23 protein-coding genes are annotated in these 22,938 nt (G+C 65.7%); 15 read left to right on the top strand and 8 right to left on the bottom strand.

The features are described from left to right. Positions 1-20: 20 nt before the first annotated feature. Positions 21-1,019, bottom strand: a complete 999-nt coding sequence (locus BST42_RS19550) for an oxidoreductase (protein WP_083120976.1) — start codon at positions 1,017-1,019, stop codon at positions 21-23. A 38-nt stretch (positions 1,020-1,057) separates the two neighbouring features. After that, the gene (locus BST42_RS19545) at positions 1,058-1,651 is read right to left on the bottom strand and encodes a TetR/AcrR family transcriptional regulator (RefSeq protein WP_083120975.1); all 594 of its coding nucleotides are present in this window, start codon (positions 1,649-1,651) and stop codon (positions 1,058-1,060) included. Positions 1,652-1,725: 74 nt separating this feature from the next. Here BST42_RS19545 and BST42_RS19540 point away from each other — a divergent pair, with 74 nt between their 5' ends. The 5 genes from BST42_RS19540 (at position 1,726) to BST42_RS19520 (ending at position 6,508) form a co-directional block, all read left to right on the top strand. Further along, the gene (locus BST42_RS19540) at positions 1,726-2,556 is read left to right on the top strand and encodes a mycofactocin-coupled SDR family oxidoreductase (protein WP_083120974.1); all 831 of its coding nucleotides are present in this window, start codon (positions 1,726-1,728) and stop codon (positions 2,554-2,556) included. A 16-nt stretch (positions 2,557-2,572) separates the two neighbouring features. Further along, positions 2,573-3,373 carry a mycofactocin-coupled SDR family oxidoreductase gene (locus BST42_RS19535; protein WP_083121122.1) on the top strand — a complete coding sequence of 267 codons (801 nt, stop codon included), beginning with the start codon at positions 2,573-2,575 and terminating at the stop codon, positions 3,371-3,373. Beyond that, positions 3,370-4,173, top strand: a complete 804-nt coding sequence (locus BST42_RS19530) for a carboxymuconolactone decarboxylase family protein (protein WP_083120973.1) — start codon at positions 3,370-3,372, stop codon at positions 4,171-4,173. The genes BST42_RS19535 and BST42_RS19530 overlap by 4 nt, the downstream gene beginning before the upstream one ends. Further along, positions 4,170-5,621: an aldehyde dehydrogenase family protein gene (locus tag BST42_RS19525; protein WP_083121123.1), complete on the top strand. Its 1,452-nt coding sequence runs from the start codon at positions 4,170-4,172 to the stop codon at positions 5,619-5,621. Before BST42_RS19530 ends, BST42_RS19525 begins: the two co-directional genes overlap by 4 nt. A 254-nt stretch (positions 5,622-5,875) precedes the next feature. Beyond that, the gene (locus tag BST42_RS19520; RefSeq protein WP_083120972.1) at positions 5,876-6,508 is read left to right on the top strand and encodes a TetR/AcrR family transcriptional regulator; all 633 of its coding nucleotides are present in this window, start codon (positions 5,876-5,878) and stop codon (positions 6,506-6,508) included. A 629-nt stretch (positions 6,509-7,137) separates the two neighbouring features. Here the strand turns inward: BST42_RS19520 and BST42_RS29680 are convergent. Beyond that, positions 7,138-7,302 (bottom strand): hypothetical protein, encoded by a 165-nt coding sequence (locus tag BST42_RS29680; protein WP_165760881.1) that lies wholly within the window; start codon positions 7,300-7,302, stop codon positions 7,138-7,140. A gap of 16 nt (positions 7,303-7,318) precedes the next feature. Here BST42_RS29680 and BST42_RS19515 point away from each other — a divergent pair, with 16 nt between their 5' ends. Beyond that, positions 7,319-9,316 carry a cadherin-like domain-containing protein gene (locus BST42_RS19515; RefSeq protein ID WP_237159511.1) on the top strand — a complete coding sequence of 666 codons (1,998 nt, stop codon included), beginning with the start codon at positions 7,319-7,321 and terminating at the stop codon, positions 9,314-9,316. Between the two features lie 200 nt (positions 9,317-9,516). Beyond that, a complete protein-coding gene (locus BST42_RS19510; RefSeq protein ID WP_083121120.1) occupies positions 9,517-10,356 on the top strand; it encodes a mycofactocin-coupled SDR family oxidoreductase in 840 nt (279 codons plus the stop codon). On the opposite strand, the gene BST42_RS19505 is transcribed toward BST42_RS19510, so the two are convergent. Then, entirely contained in the window at positions 10,349-10,948 is a 600-nt protein-coding gene (locus BST42_RS19505; protein ID WP_083121119.1) for a TetR/AcrR family transcriptional regulator, read from the bottom strand. The two genes, BST42_RS19510 and BST42_RS19505, sit on opposite strands and share 8 nt — an antisense overlap. 147 nt (positions 10,949-11,095) lie before the next feature. Between BST42_RS19505 and BST42_RS19500 the strand changes: the two genes are divergently transcribed. Genes BST42_RS19500 through BST42_RS19480 form a run of 5 tightly spaced genes read left to right on the top strand, consistent with a single transcriptional unit; the run spans position 11,096 to position 17,077 of the window. Beyond that, the gene (locus BST42_RS19500; RefSeq protein WP_083120971.1) at positions 11,096-11,311 is read left to right on the top strand and encodes a ferredoxin; all 216 of its coding nucleotides are present in this window, start codon (positions 11,096-11,098) and stop codon (positions 11,309-11,311) included. Then, positions 11,308-12,588 carry a cytochrome P450 gene (locus tag BST42_RS19495; protein ID WP_083120970.1) on the top strand — a complete coding sequence of 427 codons (1,281 nt, stop codon included), beginning with the start codon at positions 11,308-11,310 and terminating at the stop codon, positions 12,586-12,588. The genes BST42_RS19500 and BST42_RS19495 overlap by 4 nt, the downstream gene beginning before the upstream one ends. Positions 12,589-12,603: 15 nt before the next feature. After that, a complete protein-coding gene (locus tag BST42_RS19490; RefSeq protein WP_083120969.1) occupies positions 12,604-14,058 on the top strand; it encodes an aldehyde dehydrogenase family protein in 1,455 nt (484 codons plus the stop codon). A gap of 31 nt (positions 14,059-14,089) precedes the next feature. Further along, entirely contained in the window at positions 14,090-14,755 is a 666-nt protein-coding gene (locus tag BST42_RS19485) for an FMN-binding negative transcriptional regulator (protein WP_083120968.1), read from the top strand. Positions 14,756-14,794: 39 nt separating this feature from the next. Then, on the top strand, positions 14,795-17,077 hold the full coding sequence (locus BST42_RS19480; protein WP_264048788.1) for a molybdopterin-dependent oxidoreductase: 2,283 nt from the start codon (positions 14,795-14,797) through the stop codon (positions 17,075-17,077). Positions 17,078-17,080: 3 nt separating this feature from the next. Here BST42_RS19480 and BST42_RS19475 read toward each other — a convergent pair whose 3' ends face one another. After that, a complete protein-coding gene (locus tag BST42_RS19475) occupies positions 17,081-17,413 on the bottom strand; it encodes a MarR family winged helix-turn-helix transcriptional regulator (RefSeq protein WP_237159510.1) in 333 nt (110 codons plus the stop codon). A gap of 224 nt (positions 17,414-17,637) precedes the next feature. On the opposite strand from BST42_RS19475, the gene BST42_RS19470 reads away from it, so the two are divergent. Next, on the top strand, positions 17,638-18,489 hold the full coding sequence (locus tag BST42_RS19470) for an oxidoreductase (RefSeq protein WP_083120965.1): 852 nt from the start codon (positions 17,638-17,640) through the stop codon (positions 18,487-18,489). Here BST42_RS19470 and BST42_RS19465 read toward each other — a convergent pair whose 3' ends face one another. The 3 genes from BST42_RS19465 to hisN form a co-directional block, all read right to left on the bottom strand. Beyond that, positions 18,490-19,704, bottom strand: a complete 1,215-nt coding sequence (locus BST42_RS19465) for an acyl-CoA dehydrogenase family protein (RefSeq protein WP_083120964.1) — start codon at positions 19,702-19,704, stop codon at positions 18,490-18,492. A gap of 32 nt (positions 19,705-19,736) precedes the next feature. Continuing rightward, positions 19,737-21,119 carry an acyl-CoA dehydrogenase family protein gene (locus tag BST42_RS19460; RefSeq protein WP_083120963.1) on the bottom strand — a complete coding sequence of 461 codons (1,383 nt, stop codon included), beginning with the start codon at positions 21,117-21,119 and terminating at the stop codon, positions 19,737-19,739. Positions 21,120-21,254: 135 nt separating this feature from the next. Beyond that, positions 21,255-22,049 (bottom strand): histidinol-phosphatase, encoded by a 795-nt coding sequence (hisN, locus tag BST42_RS19455; protein WP_083120962.1) that lies wholly within the window; start codon positions 22,047-22,049, stop codon positions 21,255-21,257. Positions 22,050-22,105: 56 nt separating this feature from the next. On the opposite strand from hisN, the gene BST42_RS19450 reads away from it, so the two are divergent. Both BST42_RS19450 and BST42_RS19445 read left to right on the top strand, forming a co-directional pair. Then, positions 22,106-22,441 (top strand): hypothetical protein, encoded by a 336-nt coding sequence (locus tag BST42_RS19450; protein ID WP_083120961.1) that lies wholly within the window; start codon positions 22,106-22,108, stop codon positions 22,439-22,441. 7 nt (positions 22,442-22,448) lie between these two features. Further along, positions 22,449-22,856, top strand: coding sequence for a PPOX class F420-dependent oxidoreductase (locus BST42_RS19445; protein ID WP_083120960.1), 408 nt, complete (start codon positions 22,449-22,451; stop codon positions 22,854-22,856). Positions 22,857-22,938: the final 82 nt, after the last annotated feature.

The following is a 22,938-nucleotide window of genomic DNA, read 5'->3' as shown; positions in this document are numbered from 1 at the left end:
GGCCCGCTTTGTCGTTGGGCTCAGAAGCCGCCGGCGACCCGGACCACGGCGCGGCCGGAGTACTTGCCGGCCCGCACCTGGTCGATGACCTCGATGACGTCCTTGACGTCGACCTCGTGGGTCACGTCGTCGAGGTGGCGCGGCTTGCGCTCACCGCCCAGACGCTCCCACAGCGCTCGGCGCGGGCCGATGGGCAACAGCACCGAATCGATACCCAGCAATGACACCCCGCGCAGGATGAACGGCAACACCGTCGTGTTGAGTGCCGGGCCGCCGGTCAGCCCGCTGGCGGCCACCGCGCCGCCGTACTCCAGAGTGCTGATCACATCGGCCAGGGTGGCCCCGCCGACGCAGTCGACGGCACCCGCCCAGCGCGCCTTGCCCAGCGGGCGCGGCTTGGCGTCGGGGTCCTCGGGCAGGCGTGCGATGACGTCCGCGGCGCCGAGGGCCTTGAGATGGTCGGCTGCCTCGGCCTTGCCGGTGGAAGCCACCACCTGATACCCGGCGGCTGCCAGCAGGTCCACACTGACCGATCCGACACCCCCGGTGGCGCCGGTGACGACGATCGGGCCGTCCTGGGGGGTGATGCCATGGGCGATCAGTGCCTCGACGCTCAGCGCCGCGGTGAAGCCTGCAGTTCCGATCGCCGCGCCTTCCCGTGGTGTCAGCGAGCCCAACGCGACAACCTGGTCGGCGGGCAGCCGGACGTACTCGGCGTAGCCGCCGTGGTGGCCGGTGCCGATCGCGTAGCCGTGCGCCAGAACCTGATCACCGACAGCGAAGTCGGGGGAGCCGGACTCCACGACTTCACCGGTGAGGTCGATGCCTGGCACGATCGGATAGTCCCGGACGACTCCGCCGCGCGGGGTCAGCGCGAGCGCGTCCTTGTAGTTGACGCTGGAATAGGCGACCCGGATCGTCACGTCGCCGGGCGGAAGTTCGGACGCGTCGAGTGTCTCGATCGACGCGGTGATCTGATCGCCGTCCTGGCGGGCCAGCAGTGCCTTGAAGGATTCCATGCCAAGACGGTAGCGCCCGCCGACGGGCCACAGATCGGCTACCGACGGGTCGCCTCGTAGCCGGTGGTGAACCACCGGACCGTCCGCTCGATGGTGGGCAGGATGTCGGTGATCGCGATCTCGCCGGCGGCGAAGCGTCCGGACAGGCCGAAAATGACGGTGGTCAAGACGGTGTCGAGATCGGCGACGAAGTCGTCGTCGACGCCGTCGAGCACCTCCATCGCCGCGGGGACGACGTTGTCGAGGCCGCGATGCAGCAGGAGTTCGCGTCCGGTGGCCGATCGGGAGCGGTAGTAGGCCTTGAGCATTTCGGGATGCCGTTCCCACGGCTCAAAGATGGTGCCGAGCACGCGCATCAATCCGTCGTAGAGCGACTCGCCGGGATGATGGTGCTGGACGCTGAGGCCCGCGTACCGGTGCTCATCCATCCATGACTCGAGTGCGGCGAGGATCAGGTGGTCGCGGGTGGGGTAGCGCTTGTAGATCGTGGTGAGCGAGGTGCGCGAGCGGCGGGCAACCTCGCGCAGCTGAACGGCGTTGTATCCCTGCGTCTCGAGAATCTCGACGACGATGTCGATGATGCGGTCACGGCCGTCGACCGCGGTATTGATCGCCTTATCAGCCCTGTCCACGAATTCCCTTGCCGTAGCCGAGTAACGCGGTTACTGTACCCCAGTAACACGGTTACTGAGCAGAGGTGGAACAAGTGGGATCTCTCGATGGCAAGGTCGCGTTCATCACGGGTGTTGCTCGTGGCCAGGGCCGCAGCCATGCGATTCGCCTCGCCGAGCAAGGCGCCGACATCATCGGCATCGACATCTGCGCCGACATCCCCTCCAACGGCTACCCGATGGCCAGTCGCGCGGAGCTCGACGAGACCGTAGGGCTGGTGGAAGCCAAGGGAGGCAAGATGATTGCTTCGGTCGCCGACGTCCGCGACTTCCACGCTGTGAAAGCAGCGCTTGATGCCGGTGTCGAGCAGTTCGGCCGCCTCGACATCGTGTGCGCCAACGCGGGCATCGCCACCATGGCCTTCCGCGAGTTGACGATCGACGAAGAGCTCGAGCAGTGGACCGATGTGCTCAACGTGAACCTGGTGGGCGCGTTCCACACCGCGAAGGCTGCGATCCCGCACCTGATCGCCGGCGGGCGTGGCGGCTCGATCGTATTCACCAGCTCGACGGCCGGACTGCGGGGATTCGGTGGACTGCAAGGCGGCGGACTGGGATACGCAGCCTCCAAACACGGGCTCGTCGGGCTGATGCGGACGTTGTCCAATGCGCTTGCACCGCAGAGTATTCGGGTCAATACCGTACATCCCACCGCGGTACGCACCATGATGGCCGTCAACCCCGCGATGACCGCGTTCCTGGAGAACTACCCGGACGGCGGACCCCATCTGCAGAACCCGATGCCGGTGGACCTCCTTGAACCGGAAGACATCAGCGCGGCGATCGCCTACCTGGTCAGCGATGAGGCCAAATACGTCACCGGGGTGACCTTCCCCGTCGACGCCGGATTCACCAACAAACTTTAGGAACCTCGTGACACACATTGGGCGGGTTGCCGGTAAACGGGTCCTGGTCACCGGGGCTGCCCGCGGGATGGGCCGAAGCCATGCTGTGCGGCTGGCCGAAGAGGGTGCCGACCTGATCCTGGTGGACATCTGTGAGTCGTTGCCGGAGTTGGAATACCCGCTGGCGACCCGGGACGAGCTGGATGAGACTGTCCAGCTGGTCGAGAAATACGGCCGACGCGCGGAGGGGTACGTCGTCGACGTCCGGGATGCCGCGGCGCTGGCGGAGGCGGTCAACTGCGGTGTCGAGCAGCTCGGCGGGCTGGACGCGGCGGTGTCCAACGCAGGCGTGCTCACGGCTGGGACCTGGGACACCACCACGCCGGAACAATGGCGCACGGTCGTGGACGTCAACCTCATCGGAACATGGAATACCTGCGCCGCGGCGCTGCCGCACCTGGTCGATCACGGTGGGAGCCTGGTCAATATCAGCTCGGCGGCCGGGATCAAGGGCTCGCCGCTGCACCTTCCCTACACAGCAGCCAAACATGGTGTCGTCGGGCTGAGCCGAGCGCTGGCCAACGAGCTTGCCGCGGTTAGTGTTCGAGTCAATACGGTGCATCCGACCGGTGTGGAGACCGGCATGCAACCCGCGTCTCTCCATGCTCTGCTCCGAGAGGGCCGGCCCGACCTTGCTCCGATCTTCCAGAATGCCCTGCCCATCGTCATGGCCGAAGCGATCGACATCAGCAATGCGGTGCTCTATCTGGTTTCGGACGAATCCCGCTACGTGACCGGTACCGAGCTCAAGGTCGACGCGGGGGTGACGATCCGATGATCGACGCCGACCGGCGTGAGCGTGGCCGACGGGCATTCGCCGATGTGATGACCTTCGCTGCGCCGCAGGACGACTCGCCTGCTGCGACCGGGCTGATCGACTTCGTCTACGGCGAGGTGTGGTCGCGCCCGGCGCTGAGCCGGCGTGACCGGCGCTTCGTCACGCTGGCGTGTGTGGCGGCTGCGGATGCCGAGGCGCCGTTGCGTGACCACGTGTACGCGGCGCTCAACAGCGGCGATGTGTCGATCACCGAAATGCGAGAAGCGGTATTGCATTTCGCGGTGTACGCCGGCTGGCCCAAAGCGTCGTGGTTCAACATGGTGGTCGACGAGCAGTGGGAGCGGATCCACCGTGACCGCGGCCAGGCTCCGCCGCCGCCAGACCCGCTGCTTCCGTTGATCACCCCAAGCGATCCCGAGATCCGGCTGGTCGTCGGTGAGCAGTCGTTCAAGGAGATCAACTGTATCCCGTTCGCGCCCACTCGCGACAACCCGTACTCCGGTGCGGGGATCCTCAACTTCGTCTTCGGGGAGATGTGGTTGCGCCCCGGGCTCGGCATGAAGGAGCGCCGGCTGATCACGGTGGCGTGCGTGGCGTTCCAGGACGCGGTCGTACCGATCATCAGCCACGTGTATGCCGCCCTGAAGAGTCGCGATCTTTCGTTCGACGAGATGGACGAGCTGGCTTTGCATTTCGCCGCCTACTACGGCTGGCCCAAGGCGTCACACCTCAACCAGGCCATCGGTGAACAACAGCAACGTGTGCTCGACGAGTGGCGCAACGAAGCCAGTTCGTCGTGAGCGGTGCGCTCGCACCGGCCGCGTTGTTAATCGGCGGCGAACGCGTCGCCGACACCTCGGCCGGCACCCATCAACACATCTACCCGGCCACCGGGCGCCCCAATGTGGTTGTCTCACTGGCCGGCCCGCCGGAGATCGACCGAGCCGTGGCCGCCGCCAAGCGGGCGCAGCAGGCGTGGGTGTCATTAACGGTGGACCGACGCCGCGATCTGCTGATCGACCTGGCCGACCTGGTGCACGAACGTCTCGACGAACTGGCCGAACTCAATGTGCGCGATTACGCGGTGCCGATCTCGTACGCCGGCACGGCGATGCTGCTCGAGCGGTTCCTTAGGCACTACGCCGGATATGTCGACAAACCGCTCGGCACCAGCACGCCGGTCAACGGCTCGTTCGACATCAACCTGATCGAGCGGGAGCCCTACGGCGTCGTGGGAATCATCGCACCATGGAACGGCGCGCTGGCCGTCGCGGCGTCGTCCGTCGCCCCGGCACTTGCCGCCGGGAATGGGGTCGTCTTCAAGCCATCGGAACTGGCGCCCCTGGCGGCACTACGCTTCGGCGAACTGTGTCTGCTGGCCGGCTTGCCGCCGGGCCTTGTCAATGTGGTCCCCGCCGGAGCCGACGGTGGTGACGCTCTGGCCCGCCACCCCGATGTTCGCAAGGTGCATTTCACCGGCGGTGGTCAGACCGCACGCAAGGTGATCGCCGCGGCCGCTACGAATCTGACACCAGTGGTAGCCGAGTTGGGCGGCAAATCCGCCAACCTCGTGTTCTCCGACGCCGACCTCCCCGCCGCCGCCGCGTTGGCCGCCCACCAGGGCCCGCTGATGCAGTCCGGGCAGAGCTGTGCCTGCGCGAGCCGGATTCTGGTGCAGGACAGCGTCTATGACGAGTTCGTGGAGGCCTTCCTCACGCGTATCGCGGAAGCCAAGATCGGCGACCCCCTGGATCGTGCCGTCACCGTTGGCCCGGTGATCGGGGAAGGCGCCCTGCTGCGCATCCTCGCGACGATCGATGATGCGGTCGGGCAGGGGAGCGGTCGGCTGCTGGCCGGCGGCAACCGCATCGGCGGCGACCTGGCGGCGGGGTACTACATCGAGCCGACGGTTTTCGGCGATGTCGACAATGCGTCGGAGCTGGCGCAGATCGAGACGTTCGGGCCGGTGGTTTCCGTGATCCGATTCCGTGACGACGACGAGGCCGTCGCAATCGCCAACGACAGTGCCTACGGCCTCAATGCCTTTGTGCACACCCGGGATCTGGTGCGCGCACACAGTGTGGCCCGGCGAATGGAGTCCGGATCGGTGTGGGTCAACCAGTTCAGTGACATGTCCCCGCAAGGACCCTACGGCGGCTACAAGCAGAGCGGGTTCGGCCGCACCGGCGGACTGGAGGGCTTGCACGAATTCCTCCAGGTGAAGAACATCCGGATCGGAATGCGCTGACCGTGATACGGGCACGTCCCGCTGCCACAGTATTGATCGATCGATCACGTGTGTGATCGAGATGTCACCGGCAACGCGGCCCGTAGCAGCGCCGCGGAAACCGGCGTGATAACCCTCGATATGAATGCCGAAGATGCTGGTGCTCGGGTTCGATGACATACGTGGTTCCCCGATTCGGACTCGCTCACAGAGTTGACGCTTCGGCCCGCGGTAGAGACGTCTGGTCAAGCGACCACAAATGTTATGGTGCCCCTGTGACCACCGCGGCGCGAAAGGGTCCGTCAGGCAAGGCGGGTCCTCGACGTGCCACGGAAAGGCCGAAGGTCGATGACGGTGGGACCCGGCAGCGGCTCGTGCAGGCAACGGCAGAAATCATGCACGACGAAGGCTATGCCGCAGCAACATCGCGACGGGTTGCGACGAAGGCCGGCGTGAAGCAGGCGCTGGTTTATTACTACTTCCCGACAATGGACGATCTCTTCTTGGCGGTGTTGCGATCGGGAGCAGAGGCCGCGTTGGAACAACTGCGCACGGTACTCACCGAGGAAGATCCCATACGTGCACTGTGGCGGATCAACAGTGACCCACGCCAGACCGTGATGAGCACTGAATTGATGGCACTTGCCAACCATCGCAAGGTGATCGGCGCCGAGCTGCGGCATTTCGCCGAACGGGTCCGCGACATCGAGACAGCGGCGGTGACAATGTCGTTGCGGTCCTACGGCGTAGACCTCGAAGCGTATCCGCCGGTGGTGATATCGATGTTGGTTGCGCAGATCGCACGCAGCGTGGGCAATGAGACCGCCGTCGGCCTGACGCACGGACACGACGAGCTGGAACACTTCATCGAGGCGCAGTTCGCGTTGTTGGCCAAAGGCAACCACTGACCTTTGCGCGGTAGGGCGATCCGGCTACCAGGTCATCGACGCAGTGAGGCCCGCCGAGGCCTCGTTGGGCCTGTAAAAGTCTGTACTGCAACGTGTTCTGACCTCTGCTGTGTGATGCGCAGTAGCTGAACTTTTCGGTACCCAATTTCTGTCGATGTTCTTGACACGGCTTCACACGCACTGTTATGAAGTTCATCACACCACATATTTGGTCGATCGATCAGCACATCCCACCCTCGGAGGCAAGCCATGTCCGACGCAGCTGGCCGCGTCAACCCGTTGTTCGTTTCGGTCCCGTCGGGCGAGCCGCGCGAATCTGCACCGCACCGCAGCACCGCGCGCGCGGCTGTGAAGTTCGGCGGCTATGGCGGGATGGCGGTGGCGGTTTGGTTCTTTGGTGCACTGGCCGCGGGCTACGGGGTCGCATCGGCGGACACCGGGTCCGGCTCATCGGGCGGAACCTCGCCATCCGCATCGTCTTCCGATTCGTCGGGTGGCTCTGATTCGTCGTCGGCTCACTCCGCGCGCCGGTCGAACACCGGCGCGAAGCCCCGCAGCGGAACGGCGAAGTCGTCTATTGGTCAAGTGACCAGTACTGGCGGATCGAAGTCGAGCGCGCCGGCGACGGCTCAGAAATCGCCGTCAGCCACCGCCGTGACGACGGCGGTGACCGTCGCAGCAACGTCGCAGTCGGCAACACGTGCAGTCGCAACCGAGCCGAAGCCCGTCACCGAGTCTGCCGCGGCCTCCCTCGACGCACCTTCGGTCATCGTGGTGCCAGCGCGGGTTGGCACGGCGCACGCCTCTCTTGTGAATCATCCGAGCGCCGCGGGCGCGACATCGAACACCGCGGCCCTGACACCGAATCCGGCGGCGCCCGCGGGGCCTATCGGGTTCCTCAACCACGTCATCACCTCATTGCTCAACCCGTTCCTGAACTCGCCGCCGGCTACTCCGGGACCGGTGGTACCGCTGGTCTGGGCAGTGCTGGGTGCGGTGCGGCGCGATCTGTTCAATCAGGCACCGACGATCGGGGACCCGACCACGACCGTGCAGACCGGGCAGACCGTGACTGGCAATATCGGCGCCACCGACATCGAAGGTGACGCGCTGAGGTACACCGTCACCCAGGGCCCGAAGTACGGCACCCTGACAATCGACCAGGCCACCGGCAACTATACCTACGTCCCGAATGACATCAATTACGATGCTGCACAGACTGATTCGTTCACGGTGGCGGTGTCAGACGGTAAGTTCAACATCCTAACCCCGCTCAGCTCCCATAGCGCTCAGGCCGCGGAGACTGTGACGGTCCTCAATCCCACTGTGCAGCGGGCCATTCTGGCCATGCCCGCCGGCGTGACCAAACCGGTCAACCCGCGTTACTCCGAAGATGGGCATTCCATCTACTTCGCGGCCATCCCGGCCGGCGCGACCCGTCAGGAGATCTACCAGATCAACATCGACGGCACGAACGCCACATGTCTCACCTGTGGGGTCGCCCCCAGCGTGACCGCGAATCTGGGCAAGCCGGTGCCGTTCACCGACGGCTCAGGGCGGGTCGTGGTGCTCGTCGACAGCGGCGCCCAGTCTGGGCCGACGTATTCCGTTCTGCAACAGGGGGACAGCGGAGCCGAGCTGATCCCGATCGTCACCCCAGCCAGTGCTCCGGGCGTCATTGCCGTAAACGCCCAACGTGAGATGCGGGTCTCGCCGGACGGTCAGCATGTGCTCTTCAGCCGGATCATGCTCAACGGCGCCACAGGCGTGCTGCAAATCGTTCCGGTGGTGGGGGGCTTGGAGTACAACTCGACCACGAACGAGTATGACGTGACCGACCCGAGGGTGGTGTTCCCCACCGGCGAGGGCAAGCAGTGGACGCCGGACGGCAAGGGTGTGGTCATCCTCGGCGGGTCTTACGACCAAGGCAACGCCGATGACATCGTGGTCGACCTGGCCACGGGCAACATCACCCGGGTGACCGCCAACCTCGACTACGACGAGGACATGGACTACTCGCCGAACCAGCAGTGGATCGCCATCGGCAGTACGCGCGGTCTGAATGCGCTGACGCCGATGACCAGGATCGTCCGGCAGAGCCTGCTTCCGGTATACGTAGCGGCGCCGGTCTACGGCTACTACGCGACTCCGGTCAACGTCTCCAATCAGGAGTGGGCGGTCCAGGTCGGCGATGAGCTCAACCGGGAGAACGGAATCCCGCTGTTCGACACCGGTGACGGATGGGCCGCTCGCAGCATGCCCAGCTGGAACACCGACGGAACTGCGGTCACGTTCTGGGAGTCCAGCGTCTCCGACCCGACTCAGTCACGATTGGTGATCGCAAACCTGAAGTACACCACCAGCGTTGGGTCGGTGGCGGCCGATCGCACCACCCCGGATTCGTCGTCGTGGGCACCGGCACTGAGCACTTACCATCCGAGCACCACACCGCTGGATCCGGTCGGAACCTACACCGGCAAGAACGGCGGGACCGCCGTGGTCGTCGAAACCCCGGATCCGAACGATGCGACCAAGACGATCCGCACGGTCACGTACACGGACTATGTGAACGAGGATGGGATGATCCTGAACGGCACCGAGTCCGCCGACTACCTGCCGAACCAGTCGTCTGTGCACTACCTGGCCAACATCACGGTTACCGGTGCGCACACCGGCTACCTGCATGCCGACGCGACGATCAACGCCTTCCAGCAGACGCTGACCGGCTACATCGTGTCAAACGTCGACGGTGACATCGAGGGCCTGCCGGATCCGGCCAAGGCCACCGACGCGCAGCAGAGCGCCTAGGAGTTGGGATCGCTAGACGGGTTCCGCTGTGCTCAACACCGTTAGCCTCGCTACTTGCCTGAGTAGCAAGAACATCCAGATCTACATCCATCTACCTTGACACCGCCAGCGCCGCTACGACACTATTGATCGATCGATCAAAATGTGATCGCATGTCGTCCGGCGCGGTGCGCGCCAACGTTCTACGAGACGAGGGTTTCATGGCTGGAAGAGTTGAGGGCAAGGTCGCTTTCATTACGGGAGCTGCGCGGGGTCAGGGCCGCAGTCACGCGGTTCGGTTGGCCGAGGAGGGCGCCGACATCATCGCGATCGATGTATGCAAGCGCATCAGCAGTAACGAGGACATTCCCGCTCCCACGCCGGATGACCTCGCCGAGACTGCGGAACTGGTGAAGAACCTGAACCGCCGCGTCGTGACCGCTGAGGTCGATGTGCGTGACTACGCTGCCGTGAAGGCCGCGGTGGACAGCGGTGTCGAGCAGCTGGGCCGGCTGGACATCATCGTCGCCAACGCGGGCATCGGCAACGGTGGACAGACGCTGGACCTCACGAGTGAAGCTGACTGGAATGACATGATCGACGTCAACCTCTCTGGCGTGTGGAAGAGCGTGAAAGCAGCTGTACCGCATCTGATCGCCGGCGGTAGCGGCGGCTCCATCATCCTGACCAGCTCGGTTGGTGGACTGAAGGCATACCCGCACACGGGTCACTACATCGCCGCTAAGCATGGCGTGGTCGGTCTGATGCGCACTTTCGCCGTCGAGCTAGGGCACCACTCGATACGGGTGAACTCGGTGCATCCGACGAACGTGAACACCCCGCTGTTCATGAACGAGGGCACCATGAAACTGTTCCGACCCGACCTGGAGAACCCGGGTCCCGACGACATGGCCGTCGTCGCTCAAATGATGCACGTCCTGCCGATAGGTTGGGTCGAACCGGTCGACATCAGTAATGCGGTGCTGTTCCTGGCCTCTGACGAATCCCGATTCGTGACGGGGCTGCCGATGACGGTCGACGGCGGGAGCATGCTCAAGTAGCTTGCGCCTGTTCGGTGGAGGAAAACCGAGCCAGCAAGCGCTCAACCAGTTCGCGCAATTCCGCGTGACCCTCCGTCATCCCGATTGCGCTCTCGTTGCACAGGCTGCGTGCGGTCTGTGCAACGAGCATCGAGATCGCCACGGGGGGAAACATGCTGAGGTCGACGCCGTGACCGCGCAGAGCGACTGTCGCGGCGGCGGTTTCGATGTCTCGGACCCGTTCGGCGTAGGACTTGAGCTCAGCGCTGATCACCTTCCGATGGTTGGCCAGCGCGACGAATTCGCTATACAAACTGGTCCATCGCGGGTCGGTGTTGATGGACCACAACGCCCGCAGTGGCTCGTCGGCGGTGATCGCCTGACGGATCTTCGTCAGCGATGCTTCAGATCCCGCTTGCAGTACGGCGACGAACAGATCGTCCATTGTCGGGAAGTAGTAGTACACCAACGCGGATCGGACCCCGGCTCGAGCCGCCACCCGCCGAGACGTCGCGGCGGCGTAGCCCTCCTCGCGCATGATGTGAGCAGTCGCCGCCATCAAGCGTTCGCGCGCGCCGGCGTCTTTGTCCTTGCTTTTCGGTGTCGACGCCATAGCGGCCATCTTGTCAGGAGTGTTGCGCGCTTGGCTAGACGGCCGATCGATGCGGCTCTTGACCGGTGATTTCCAGCCATGGTAAGCATGTTCTGAAAATTTGATCGATCGATCAAACCGATAATGGGATTGGATAGGGAGGGCTCGATGACCCCGGCTCATTGGCGCGTCCAGGTCGACCGTGACCTGTGCGAAGGGCACGCCCTGTGTGTCGAGTTGGCCGCCGAAGTCTTCGACGTCGGGTCCGACGATCTGGCGACCTGCCTCGAGTCACCCGCTGACGAACTGCGCGAGCAGGTCGAGGCGGCGGTGGCTGCGTGCCCGCGCCAAGCCATCAGCATCGTGAAAGGCCCCCAACAATGACCGATTTGGCAGCTGCCGACTATTTCTCCGACCAGGCCATCGCGCAGGACCCTTACGACTACCTGGACTACATCCGTTCGCAGAATCCCGTCTTCCGCGAGCCCAACTACGGGGTCGTGGCCGTCACCGGGTACGACGAGGCGGTCGCGGCATTCAAGGACTACGAGACGTTCTCGGCGGTGAACGCCATCGGCGGGCCTTTCCCGCCGTTACCGTTCGAGCCAGAGGGCGACGACATCTCAGTCCAGATCGATGCCCACCGGCACCTGTTCCCCATCAACGAGATGATGGTGGTGATGGACCCGCCGGAGCACACCCGGGCCCGCTCGCTGCTCAGTCGGCTGCTGACCCCGGCCCGGCTGAAGGAGAACGAAGACTTCATGTGGGAGCTGGCAGACCGCCAGCTCGACGAGTTCATCGGCAACGGAAAGTGCGAGCTGCTGGCCCAATACGGCAAGCCCTTCGCCACGCTCGTGATCGCCGACCTGCTGGGTGTACCCGACGATGACCGCGCGGAGTTCCGGGCGAGCCTGGGGGCGGGCAAGGAACCCGGAAGTGCCGTTGGCGCGCTCGATCACACCCCGGTCGCGGTCAATCCGCTGGAGTGGCTCGACGCAAAGTTCACCGGCTACATCAACGATCGCCGCCAGCACCCGCGGGAGGACGTGCTGAATTCGCTTGCCGCAGCGACCTACCCGGACGGTACGACACCAGACGTCGTCGACGTCGTGCGCGCCGCGACGTTCCTGTTCGCCGCGGGACAGGAGACCGTCGTCAAGCTTCTCAGCGCGTCGACCCGGGTGTTGGCCGAGCGCCCCGACCTGCAGGACAAGCTGCGCGCCGACCGCAGTCTGATCGGCAACTTCATCGAGGAATCACTGCGCATCGAGAGCCCCACCAAGGTCGACTTCCGGCTGGCGCGCAAGACCACCAACCTCGGCGGGGTGGACATCAAGGCCGGGACCGTGCTGATGCTCTGCCTCGGTGCGGCCAATCGCGACCCACGGAAGTTCGAGAACCCCGACGAGTTCCATCTCGACCGCAAGAACGTCCGCGAGCACATCACGTTCGGTCGCGGCATCCACACCTGCGCCGGCGCACCGCTGGCCCGCGTCGAGGCGAAGGTGACGCTGAATCGGCTGCTGGATCGCATGAGCGACATCGCCATTGACGAGACACAGCATGGACTCGCCGGTGACCGGCGCTATCGCTACGAGCCGACGTTCCTGCTGCGCGGCCTGAGCGAACTGCATCTCACCTTCACGCCCGTCGCCTGAACCAAGGAAATTTCCATGACCTTGCAGTCCGTTCTGGACGAGATCGCGCAGCGCCCCGGCGCCGGCGAGCGCATCCAGATCATCAACCCGGCCACCGAGGAGCTGATCGCCGACTTCGCCGACGGCGGCGCCGAGGCTGTCAACGAGGCGGTCGACCGAGCCAGGGCCAGCTTTGACTCCGGGGTGTGGTCTCACTTGCCCGGCAACGAGCGCGCGAAAGTGCTCTGGCGGGTCGCCGACCTGATAGATCAGCACGCCGCTGACTTGGCCGAGATCGACTCGTTCAACACCGGCATGCCGTACATGCAGGCGAACATGATCACCTCGACCTGCGCGGAAATGTTCCGCTATTACGCCGGTTGGTGCACCAAGCTCGAAGGCATTGCCCACGATGTGCAGCAGACCGGCGGCATCACCGGTGCGTTCTCGAACATGCACGCCTACACCCTCAAGGAGCCCTATGGTGTGGTCGGCCTGATCTTCCCGTGGAACGGTCCGATCTTCAATTTCTGCGCCAAGCTCGCGCCGTCGCTGGCTGCAGGCTGCAGTAGTGTCGTCAAACCCGCTGAGGAGACACCGCTTTCGGCACTACTGCTGGTCCGGATCCTGCAGCGGGCCGGTATCCCCGAGGGGGTGGTCAACCTGGTCACCGGATATGGCCACACGGCGGGTGCGGCATTGGCCGAGCATCCCGGTGTCGACAAGATAGCGTTCACCGGATCGACCGAAATCGGCAAGCGCATCGTGCAGGCGTCGGCAGGCAATCTGAAGCGCGTGACCCTCGAGCTCGGCGGGAAATCGCCGGTGCTGATCTACGACGACGCCGACCTCGGTATGGCCACCACGATGGCGTCGATGGGCATCTTCATCCACTCGGGGCAGGGATGTATCTGCGGCTCAAGGATTTTCGCTCATCGCAAGGTGTACGACCAGGTCGTCGAATCGGTGGCGACCATGGCCGACTCGGTGCAGCTCGGCGGCCCGAAAGATGAGAACGCCATGATCGGACCGCTGATCAGCGAGAAGCAACTCGGTCGCGTGATGGGCTATATCGACGAAGGCAAACGCGACGGCGTCGAGGTGGTGACCGGGGGGCATCGCCTCGACCGAAGAGGATACTTCGTGCACCCCACGGTGCTGACCGACGTGGACCCCGGGATGCGGCTGTATCAGCAGGAGATCTTCGGACCCGTCGTCGCGGTCCTGCCCTTCGACGACGATGACGAGGTAGTGGCGCAGGCCAACAACTCCGACTACGGCCTTGCGGCCACGGTGTGGACCAGGGACATATCCCGAGCGCACCGGTTGGCCAAGCGAATCCAATCGGGCACCGTCACGCTGAACTGCCAGATGGTCTTCGACCACTCGATGCCGTTCGGCGGCTACAAGCAGTCGGGCTGGGGTTACGAGTGGGGCCGCGCGGGCGTCGAGAGCTACCTGCAGACCAAAACGGTCTACGCCCAGCTGTAAATCTGTTGCACGCCCCTGGTGCAATGAGACCATGCTGATCCATCCCTGGGATGCCGCGTCGGATGCCGCCGAATGGCGGGACTGGTTGGCCTCGACCGACCGGTTCGGCGTCCTCGCGGTCAACAACGTCGACCCCATGCAGGCCCCGGTTCTGGTGCCCACCCATTTCACGGTGGCGGGCGAGGAGTTGCTGATCCACCTCGCGCGGCCCAATCCGGTCTGGCCGCACCTGGAAGCGGCCACCGAGGTGCGGGTGGCGGTGATCGGTGACTATGCCTACATTCCGGGGTATTGGCGACCCAAAGCGGGTGTCCCCGACGAGGACGGAGTGCCGACCAGCTACTACGCCTCCGTCCAATTCATCTGCCGCCCAACGATTATCGACGATCCACAGGGCAAGGTGGAGATACTGCGGTCTCAGCTCGCCGACTTCCAGCCCGAAGGCCGCCATGCCGAGGTGGCCGAAGGGCAGGACCCGTACGGCCGGATGCTGCCGGGCATCCGCGGTGTGCGGCTTGCCGTCGAGCGCGTCGAAGCCAAGTTCAAGTACGACGACGGCAACCCCGTCGAGCATCGCGAGCGGGTGATCGGCCGACTCGAGGAGCGCGACCGCGGTCTGGATGCCGGCGCCGCCGCCCAGCAGCGGCGGCGGCTGTCGGCGATCGGCGACTGGCGGGCTCGCCGGGCCGACTCCTGACCGTTGTGCCGGGTACCTGCCCACCCCTAACATGGACAGGTGTCCAGACAGAAGTCGGATCAAGCTGACGGCGCCGTCCGCCGCGTGACGTGCCCACTCTGCGAAGCCATGTGCGGGCTACGGGTCACGGTCGACGGCGACCGGGTCACCGACATCCGTGGCAACCCCGACGACGTGTGGTCGGCAGGGCACATCTGCCCCAAGGGCACGGTGCTCGGGCAGCTGCACGACGACCCGGACCGGTTGCGATCGCCGATGGTGAGGCAGCCGGACGGGACCCACGTCGCCGTCTCCTGGGACGAGGCGTTCGCCGAAGCGGAGCGGGTGCTCCGGCCGGTGCTGGACAGCGACGGCGCTCGGGCGGTCACGGTGTACGTCGGCAACCCGGTGGCGCACAACCTGGGCTTGAGTTCCTACATCGGCGCCCTCGTCGGGATGGGCGCCGCGGCCGGGATGGGCGCGTACTACTCACCGGGCACGGTCGACCAGTGGCCGCTGAACGTCGTCGGCACCCTGCTCTTCGGCGGAATGTGGAACGCGCCGATCCCGGACCTGGCCCGCACCGACCACCTCGTCGTCATCGGCGCCAACCCCGCCGCCTCGCAGGGATCGATGCTCTCGGCTCCCGACGTCGTCGGCCACCTGACCGGCATCCGCAAGCGCGGCGGTCGGGTGGTGGTCATCGACCCACGCCGCACCGAGACCGCCCAGCGCGCCACCGACTGGGTGCCGATCCGCCCGGGCACCGACGCCCTGGTGCTCTTCGCGGTACTGCGGACGCTGGCCGCCGACGGACTACTGCGCGCGCACCCGCATCTCGACGGCCGCGTCCAGGGACTCGACGAGGTGATCGCCCTGGCCGAACCGTTCACCCCGGAGGCCGTCGAAGGGCCCAGCGGCATCCCCGCCGAGACCATCCGCGCGCTCGCGCACGACCTGGCATCGGCGTCGAATCCCGTGCTGTACAGCCGGATCGGGGCCTGCACCCAGGAATTCGGAACCTTGGCCACCTGGCTGGTGTTCGTGCTGAACACCGCGCTCGGTGCGGTCGACCGGCGCGGGGGAGCGGTGTTCCCCACCCCGGCGGTGTATTCACCGATGTTCATGAAGCCGCCCGATCAGCCCGGCCCGCGCTGGGAGTTCGGCCGCTTCGCCTCGCGCGTGCGCGGGGTCGGGGAGGTGCTCGGCCAGTTCCCGGTGAGCTGCCTGGCCGAGGAGATCCTCACTCCGGGCGACGGACGCATCCGCGCGATGATCTCGGTCGCGGGCAACCCGGTGATCTCGTCGCCGGCGGCAGGCCGGCTCGACGAGGCGCTGGCCTGCCTGGATGCTCTTGTCTGCGTCGACAATTGGCTCAACGAGACCACCCGGCATGCCCACGTCATCTTCCCTGGGCTCTCGCCGCTGGAACGCCCGCATGCCGACGACCTCTACTGGATGTATGCCGTCGCATCCTGCCTGAAGTGGTCGGAGCCGTTGTTTGCACCGGATCCTTCTCGGCCGACCGAATGGGAAGTGCTGCTGCGTCTTTCGGGCGCCCTACTGGGTACCCCCATGGCTGACGTCGACGTCCCGGCAATCGACGACCTGTATACCGGGGGACTGGTCGCCACCATGTGCACCCAACCGGGAACTCCGCTGAGCGGACGCGACCCGGCCGAGGTCATGGGTATGCTGAAAGGCCAAGGGCCCGAACGCATATACGACCTCTACATCCGGCTCGGCCCCTGGGGTGACGGCCTGGGGACCAACCCCGACGGCCTGACCCTCGACGAGGTGCGCAAGCACCCCGACGGCCTGCGACTCGGCGAATTGGAGGGCGGCCGACTCGACTCTGCCGTCACCACGCCGTCGGGAGCCATCGAGCTGTTACATGACCTGTTCGTCGACGACGTGCCCCGCTTGCGGGCGCGCATGGACCGCTCTGACGATTCGCTGTTGCTGACCAGTCGCAGGCATCTGCGGTCGAACAACTCGTGGCTGCACAACGTGCCCGCGCTGATGCGGGGGCGAGACCGATGCACGCTGCTGATGCACCCCGACGATGCGCACCGCGTGGGGGTCAGTGAGGGCGAGCTGGCCGAGGTCAGCACATCGGAAGGGAAAGTGGCTGTGCCCGTTGAGGTCAGCGACGACATGATGCCCGGGGTGGTGTCACTGCCGCACGGCTGGGGACACGGGGTACCGGGCAGCCGGCTCGGCGTCGCCAACGAGCATCCCGGCGTGAACTCCAACCTGCTCAACCCGCCTGATCTGCTCGACGTCCCCAGTAACACTCAGGTGGTCAACGGGGTGCCGTGTCAGGTGCGGGCAACGGGTTGAGGTTCAGCCGTCGATCGAGTCGGCCAGGCGCTGCAGCAGTTCGGTGAGAGCCAGCTGCTCCTCACCGGAGAGGATTCCGAACAGTTCCTCGGCCGCGGCGGTGTACGCGCCGGCCCAGCTCTGCGCCTGCTGCCTGCCGGTGGCTGTGGTCTGCAGCAGGGTCACCCGGCGGTCGGAGTCGTCGGCGCAGCGTTCGATCAAGCCCTCCCGGACAAGTGCGTCGGTGAGGGTGGAGGCGGTGCCCTGTGTGATGCCGACCGTGCGCGCCAGGTCCGTGAGCCGGACTGGACCGCAGCGATCCACCTCGAACAGGACCTTCGATCGGGGGGTGGACACACCGTGGTCACCGAGCCGCTCGTCGAGGGCGCGGACCAATGTCTTGCCGGCTCGGCCGAAGGCATCGGCGAGGGCGGCGGCGCGCTGACGCGATTCGGCGTCGTGTGCTGAGCGTGGAATGTGGCTTCACCTCCCTGGGTTGACAGGAAGCGTAGCGCGCCCGCAAGATAGTTTGACATCAAATAATTCGATCTCAATCTATCTCTTGCGAGTGGAGGACCCCCATGACACGTTTCCCGTTGGCCGGCTACGACGTCCATCGCGTCGGATTCGGCGCCATGCAGTTGCCAGGCCCTGGTGTGTTCGGACCGCCCAAAGACCATGCCCAGGCCCTGGCCGTGTTGCGCCGGGCCGTGGACGCCGGTGTCGACCACATCGACACCTCGCAGTTCTACGGCCCGAATGTGGCGAACGAACTGATCCGTGAGGCACTGCACCCGTATCCCGAGAACCTGGCGCTGGTGAGCAAGGTGGGCGCACGGCGCGATGATCAGGGCCAATGGCTGCCGTACAACCAGCCCGATGAGCTACGGGCGGGTATCGAGGAGAACCTGACCACCCTTGGCGTCGACCGGCTGGCCGCGGTCAACCTGCGGGTGATGGAAGGCGAGGCCGACTCGCTGTTCACCGATCAGCTCGGCGCGATGATCACCGCCCGCGACGAAGGCCTGATCGCCGGTGTCGGATTGAGCAACGTCACGCACGAGCAACTGCTGCACGCCCTGGAGCTCACCGATATCGTGTGCGTCCAGAATCCGTTCAATCTGGTGGACCGGTCCTCGCAGCCTGTGCTCGACGAATGCGTCGCCCGCGGAATCGCTTTCGTTCCGTTCTTCCCACTCGGATCCGCCTTCCACGAGGTGAATCCGGTGCTGTCGCATCCCCTCATCACCGGCGCGGCGCAGCGGCTGGGTCACACTCCCGCGCAGATCGCACTGGCGTGGACACTGGGCGTTGCCGACAACGTTCTGCTCATTCCCGGCACGTCCTCGCTGAGCCACCTGGACGAGAACCTCGCCGTCGCCGGTATCGAACTCGACGAGCAGACTCAGCGCGAGTTGACCGCCGTCGCGTGACTACTTGAGTTCGGTCGAGGACAGCCCGAGCAGGCGACGGGCGACCACCAGCTGTTGGATCTGCTGCGTGCCCTCGAAGATGTCCAGGATCTTCGAGTCGCGCGCCCACTTCTCCAGTAATGTCTGCTCGGAATAGCCTGCCGTTCCGGCTAGTTCGACCGCCTTGAGGGTGATGTCGCTGGCGACGCGGGCGGCCTTGGCCTTGCCCATGGAGGCTTCCTTGGAGTTCGGGATCGCATTGTCGGCCTGCCACGCCGAGCGCACGGTCAACAGGTAACCGGCCTCCCAATCGGCTTCCATGCGAAGGAATTCCGCGGCAGCCGCACTCTGGACGTGCGCCGGCTTGTCGTAGGAGATCTCGACTCCGGCCTCGGTCAGGATTGTGCGCAGTTCCTCCAGGGCGGCGCGGGCCACCCCGACCGCCATCGCGGCCACGATCGGCCGGGTGTTGTCGAAGGTCTCCATGACCCCGGCAAAGCCCTTCTCCACCTCGATCTCGGGGCTCCCCAACAGGTTCTCCTTGGGGATGCGGGCGTTGTCGAACCGGATGGCCGCGGTGTCGGAGGCCTTGATCCCGAGCTTGTGCTCGAGCCGCTCGACGGTTACCCCGGGGTGCTCACGCGGCACGATGAACGACTTGATCGCCGCCCGGCCCTTGGACTTGTCCAGCGTCGCCCACACCACGATGTGGGTGGCGCGGGACCCGGCGGTGACGTAGATCTTCTCGCCGTTGATCACGTATTCGTCGCCGTCGAGCACCGCCGTCGTCGAGACCGCCGCCGAGTCCGAGCCGAACGACGGCTCGGTGATCGCCATGGCGGCCCACACGTTCTTGCCCAGCCGCTCCAGCTGCTCGTCGGTCGCCACTCCGGAGATCGCGGCATTGCCGAGGCCCTGGCGCGGCACCGATAGCAGCAGCGCGATGTCGCCCCAGGAGATCTCCAGGGCGTTGAGCAACGCGGACATGTTGCCGCCGTTGATGTTTCCCTTCGGGCCGTCATCGCTGTCGCGGAATGCCTCGGTGCCGGCGAACGAGATCGTGTTGGCTTCCGAGATTCCCTCGAACAACGTTGCCAGCGTGTCCAGTTCGACGGGGTAGGCGTGTTCGGCGACGTCATACTTGCGAGAGATCGGCCGCAACATCTCTGCGGCGCCCTGGTGCGCCTTTTCGATCACGGCTTCCAGCTTGCGCGGCAGTTCGAGATTGATTGCCATGTCAGTCTTTTCCGTTCGTAGGCCGTAGGCGGTTACAGGACGACGACACCCTCGGCGACGCCGATGGCCCGCAGATCGCGGTACCAGCGCTCAACCGGGTGCTCCTTGGTGAAGCCGTGGCCACCGAGCAGTTGCACCCCGTCCAGGCCGATCTGCATGCCCTTGTCGGTGCCCAGCTTCTTGGCCAGCGCGGCCTCGCGGGTGAACGGCAGGCCACGCTCCGCGCGGGCGGCGCCGCGCCAGGTGATCAACCGCAGGCCATCGAGTTCGATGGCGATGTTGGCGCACATGAACGCGACGGCCTGGCGGCGGGCGATCGGTTCGCCGAATGCCTCGCGTTCTTTGACGTAGGGGATCACGTAGTCGAGCACCGCGTGCGAGGTGCCGACCGCCAGCGCGGCCCAGCCCAAGCGGGACAACGCAATTGCTTCGGAATAGTCCGCATCGGTAGCACCGTCCTCGCCGAGGCGGGCCGACAGTGGCACCGACACCTTGTCCAGTGCCACCCGGCCCAAAGCCGCGGCCCGGATCCCCATGCTGGGGTCGGCGGTCACCGTCAAGCCGGGGGTCGAGGCCTCGACGATGAACAACGCCGGCTTGCCGTCGAGTTGTGCTGCCACGATGAACAATTCGGCATCGGCGGCGGCGGGAACCAGCGACTTCACCCCGTCGAGGCGGTAGCCGCTCGGGGTGCGCACCGCGGTGGTCTTCAGCGCGGTGGGGTCGAACAGGGCGTGCGGTTCGGCGATCGCCACGCACGCCTGCGGCACGTTCTCGCCGGCGAATTCGCGCAGATAGGTGGCCTGCTGGTCGGCGCTGCCCCAGTGGGTCAGTGCGGAGGCGACACCGCCGGGCGCGAGGATCGGCAGCGCAAGGCCCATGTCACCGTAGGCGAGCGCCTCGGCCACCAGGGCATTGGTGACAGTGGTGCGCTGCTCGGCGATCCCGTCGAAGTCTTCGGGGATGTTGATGGCCGTGATACCGAGCTCGGCGGCTTTGGCGATCAGATCGGCGGGGTAGGTCGCGGCGTCGTCGGCGTCGTGAGCGGCCGGACGCAGAATTTCCTCGGCGAACTCGTCGACCGTCGCGACGATCATCTTCTGGTCGTCATCGGGCGTCAGGTCGAAGTAGTCTGCGCCGCTGGGCCGCAGCCGGGCCGGCGACTTGCCGATGCCCTGAACCTTCTTGAACTGACGGGTGGCCGCGCCCGCGGTGGAGAACGCCTGCTTGACGCCGTACTTCAGGCCTCGGTTCAGCGGGTCGCGCAGGTGGTAGCGGTCCAGGAAGTCCTGCCCCACCAGCGGCGTGACAAGCGCCAGGCCGATGTCGGTGAGGGAGCGCTTGTGCTTGTACTGCCCGACAGCGCTGTCGCGGGCCCGTGCGCTGGCGGACTTGGGGGGAAGGGTGTTGGTCATGGTGGCAGCCTCGTCGATGGTGGGCGTGCTGGTCAGATCTCGCTGAAGCCTATCTTACTCCAAAGTAAGGTAGCTGCCGGAAGCGCTCCGTGGCGCGAATTCTGTTGGGTCGGTCACACCAGCTCGACCATGCGGCTAACGCCTGGCCAGGCTCGCCAACGTCGCCTCGTGCAGCAGGCCGTTGGTGGCCACGGCATGCCCGCCGTGCGGCCCAGGCTGCCCGTCGAGATTGGTGAAGCGGCCGCCGGCTTCGCGGACCAGGATGTCCAGCGGCGCCAGGTCCCACAGCTTGACCTCGGGCTCAGCGGCGATATCGACGGCGCCCTCGGCGACCAGGCAGTAGGAGAAGAAGTCGCCGTACCCGCGCACCCGCCACACGTCGTCGGTCAATCCGATGAACTGCTCCCGCAGCCCGAGATCGGCCCATCCGGACAGGCTGGAGAACGACAGGCTGGCCGATCCCAGCTCGGCAACCCCGGAGACCGACAACGGCCGCTCCGGCCCGTCCCCGGTGCGCGCGAACGCGCCCAGTCCCCGGCCTGCCCACCAACGCCGGTTGAGGGCGGGTGCGCTGACCACGCCGACGACCGGCACGCCGTCGGAGAGCAGCGCGATCAGGGTGGCCCAGATCGGCACGCCGCGGACGAAGTTCTTGGTCCCGTCGATCGGGTCGATCACCCACTGCCTGCCCTGGAATTCGGCTGTGCCGCCGTACTCCTCACCGAGCACCGCGTCGTCCGGGCGTTCGCGGGACAGCGCCGCGCGCACGTCGGCCTCCACGGCCTCGTCGGCGTCGGTGACGGGCGTGAGGTCTGGTTTGGTGTCGATGCGCAGATCCAGCGCCCCGAATCGGTCGAGGGTGATCACATCGGCACGGTCGGCGAGCTGCAGCGCCACCGACAGGTCTGCCCTTAAATCCTGGCCGCTCATCCGCCGTTGATTCGCTCCGCAGGCTCCGCTCATGCGGCTAGTCCTACCATGGCCGCATGTGGGAATTCGCGGTGATATTGCTCATCGTCGGTGCGCTGGTCCTGGTTTTGGCCCCGCGCCTGATGCGCCGCGGCCCGCGCGGCGAGGTGGTGCATGGCACGCTGCTGGTGACCGGGGTCAGTCCGCGCCCCGACGCCACCGGGGAACAGTTCGTCACGATCAGCGGAGTCATCAACGGCCCCACGGTCAACGAGCACGTGGTGTACCAGCGGATGGCGGTCGACGTAAACAACTGGCCGACGATGGGCCAACTCATCCTGGTGGTGTACTCGCAGAAGAATCCGGACAACTGGTCTTTCGCACCGCCCGACCAACCACCGCCCCCAGGTTAGGAATTCGATGTCCAAACCCCTTCCCGACGGGTTGCTCGCGCTGCTACGTCGTTCTAGTCCCTGCTTCGTGGCAACGCTGATGCCCGACGGCTCACCCCAGCTGACCGAGACGTGGGTGACCACCGACGGCGAGCACGTCGTCATCAACATCGTCGATGGCATGCAGAAGGCGCGCAATCTGGCCCGCGACCCCCGCATCGCCGTCAACGTCGTGGACCCCGACAATGTCAATCGGTACTACGCAATTCGAGGTCGCGTGCTGTCGACGACGACCGAGGGCGGTCGCGCAAGCATCGACGAGATCTCCCAGAAGTATCTCGGCATCCCTTATCCGAACTTCTCCGGTAATCCCGACGAGACTCGCGTGATCGTCACTATCGCCGCCGAATCGATCGCCACACCGGCCCGCGACTGACTAGCTGTACTGACCTGAGAGGTTAGGTACGCGGGTGGCGGGTGGTTGGCCGCCGAGTGCGGTGTGGCCGCGATGGTGATTG

The organism is Mycolicibacterium rhodesiae, assembly GCF_002086695.1.
Classification (GTDB): Bacteria; Actinomycetota; Actinomycetes; order Mycobacteriales; family Mycobacteriaceae; genus Mycobacterium; species Mycobacterium rhodesiae.
The sequence above is the reverse complement of the archived record's forward strand: the minus strand, read 5'-3'. Positions and strand labels throughout refer to the sequence as shown.

Excerpts from the sequence above, each read along its gene's own strand:
- BST42_RS19550 (WP_083120976.1), bottom strand. The coding sequence starts at position 1,019 with ATGGAATCCTTCAAGGCACTGCTGGCCCGCCAGGACGGCGATCAGATC.
- BST42_RS19530 (WP_083120973.1), top strand. The coding sequence starts at position 3,370 with ATGATCGACGCCGACCGGCGTGAGCGTGGCCGACGGGCATTCGCCGAT.
- BST42_RS19510 (WP_083121120.1), top strand. The coding sequence starts at position 9,517 with ATGGCTGGAAGAGTTGAGGGCAAGGTCGCTTTCATTACGGGAGCTGCG.
- BST42_RS19505 (WP_083121119.1), bottom strand. The coding sequence starts at position 10,948 with ATGGCGTCGACACCGAAAAGCAAGGACAAAGACGCCGGCGCGCGCGAA.
- BST42_RS19500 (WP_083120971.1), top strand. The coding sequence starts at position 11,096 with ATGACCCCGGCTCATTGGCGCGTCCAGGTCGACCGTGACCTGTGCGAA.
- BST42_RS19495 (WP_083120970.1), top strand. The coding sequence starts at position 11,308 with ATGACCGATTTGGCAGCTGCCGACTATTTCTCCGACCAGGCCATCGCG.
- BST42_RS19490 (WP_083120969.1), top strand. The coding sequence starts at position 12,604 with ATGACCTTGCAGTCCGTTCTGGACGAGATCGCGCAGCGCCCCGGCGCC.
- BST42_RS19485 (WP_083120968.1), top strand. The coding sequence starts at position 14,090 with ATGCTGATCCATCCCTGGGATGCCGCGTCGGATGCCGCCGAATGGCGG.
- BST42_RS19470 (WP_083120965.1), top strand. The coding sequence starts at position 17,638 with ATGACACGTTTCCCGTTGGCCGGCTACGACGTCCATCGCGTCGGATTC.
- BST42_RS19465 (WP_083120964.1), bottom strand. The coding sequence starts at position 19,704 with ATGGCAATCAATCTCGAACTGCCGCGCAAGCTGGAAGCCGTGATCGAA.
- BST42_RS19460 (WP_083120963.1), bottom strand. The coding sequence starts at position 21,119 with ATGACCAACACCCTTCCCCCCAAGTCCGCCAGCGCACGGGCCCGCGAC.
- hisN (WP_083120962.1), bottom strand. The coding sequence starts at position 22,049 with ATGAGCGGCCAGGATTTAAGGGCAGACCTGTCGGTGGCGCTGCAGCTC.
- BST42_RS19450 (WP_083120961.1), top strand. The coding sequence starts at position 22,106 with ATGTGGGAATTCGCGGTGATATTGCTCATCGTCGGTGCGCTGGTCCTG.
- BST42_RS19445 (WP_083120960.1), top strand. The coding sequence starts at position 22,449 with ATGTCCAAACCCCTTCCCGACGGGTTGCTCGCGCTGCTACGTCGTTCT.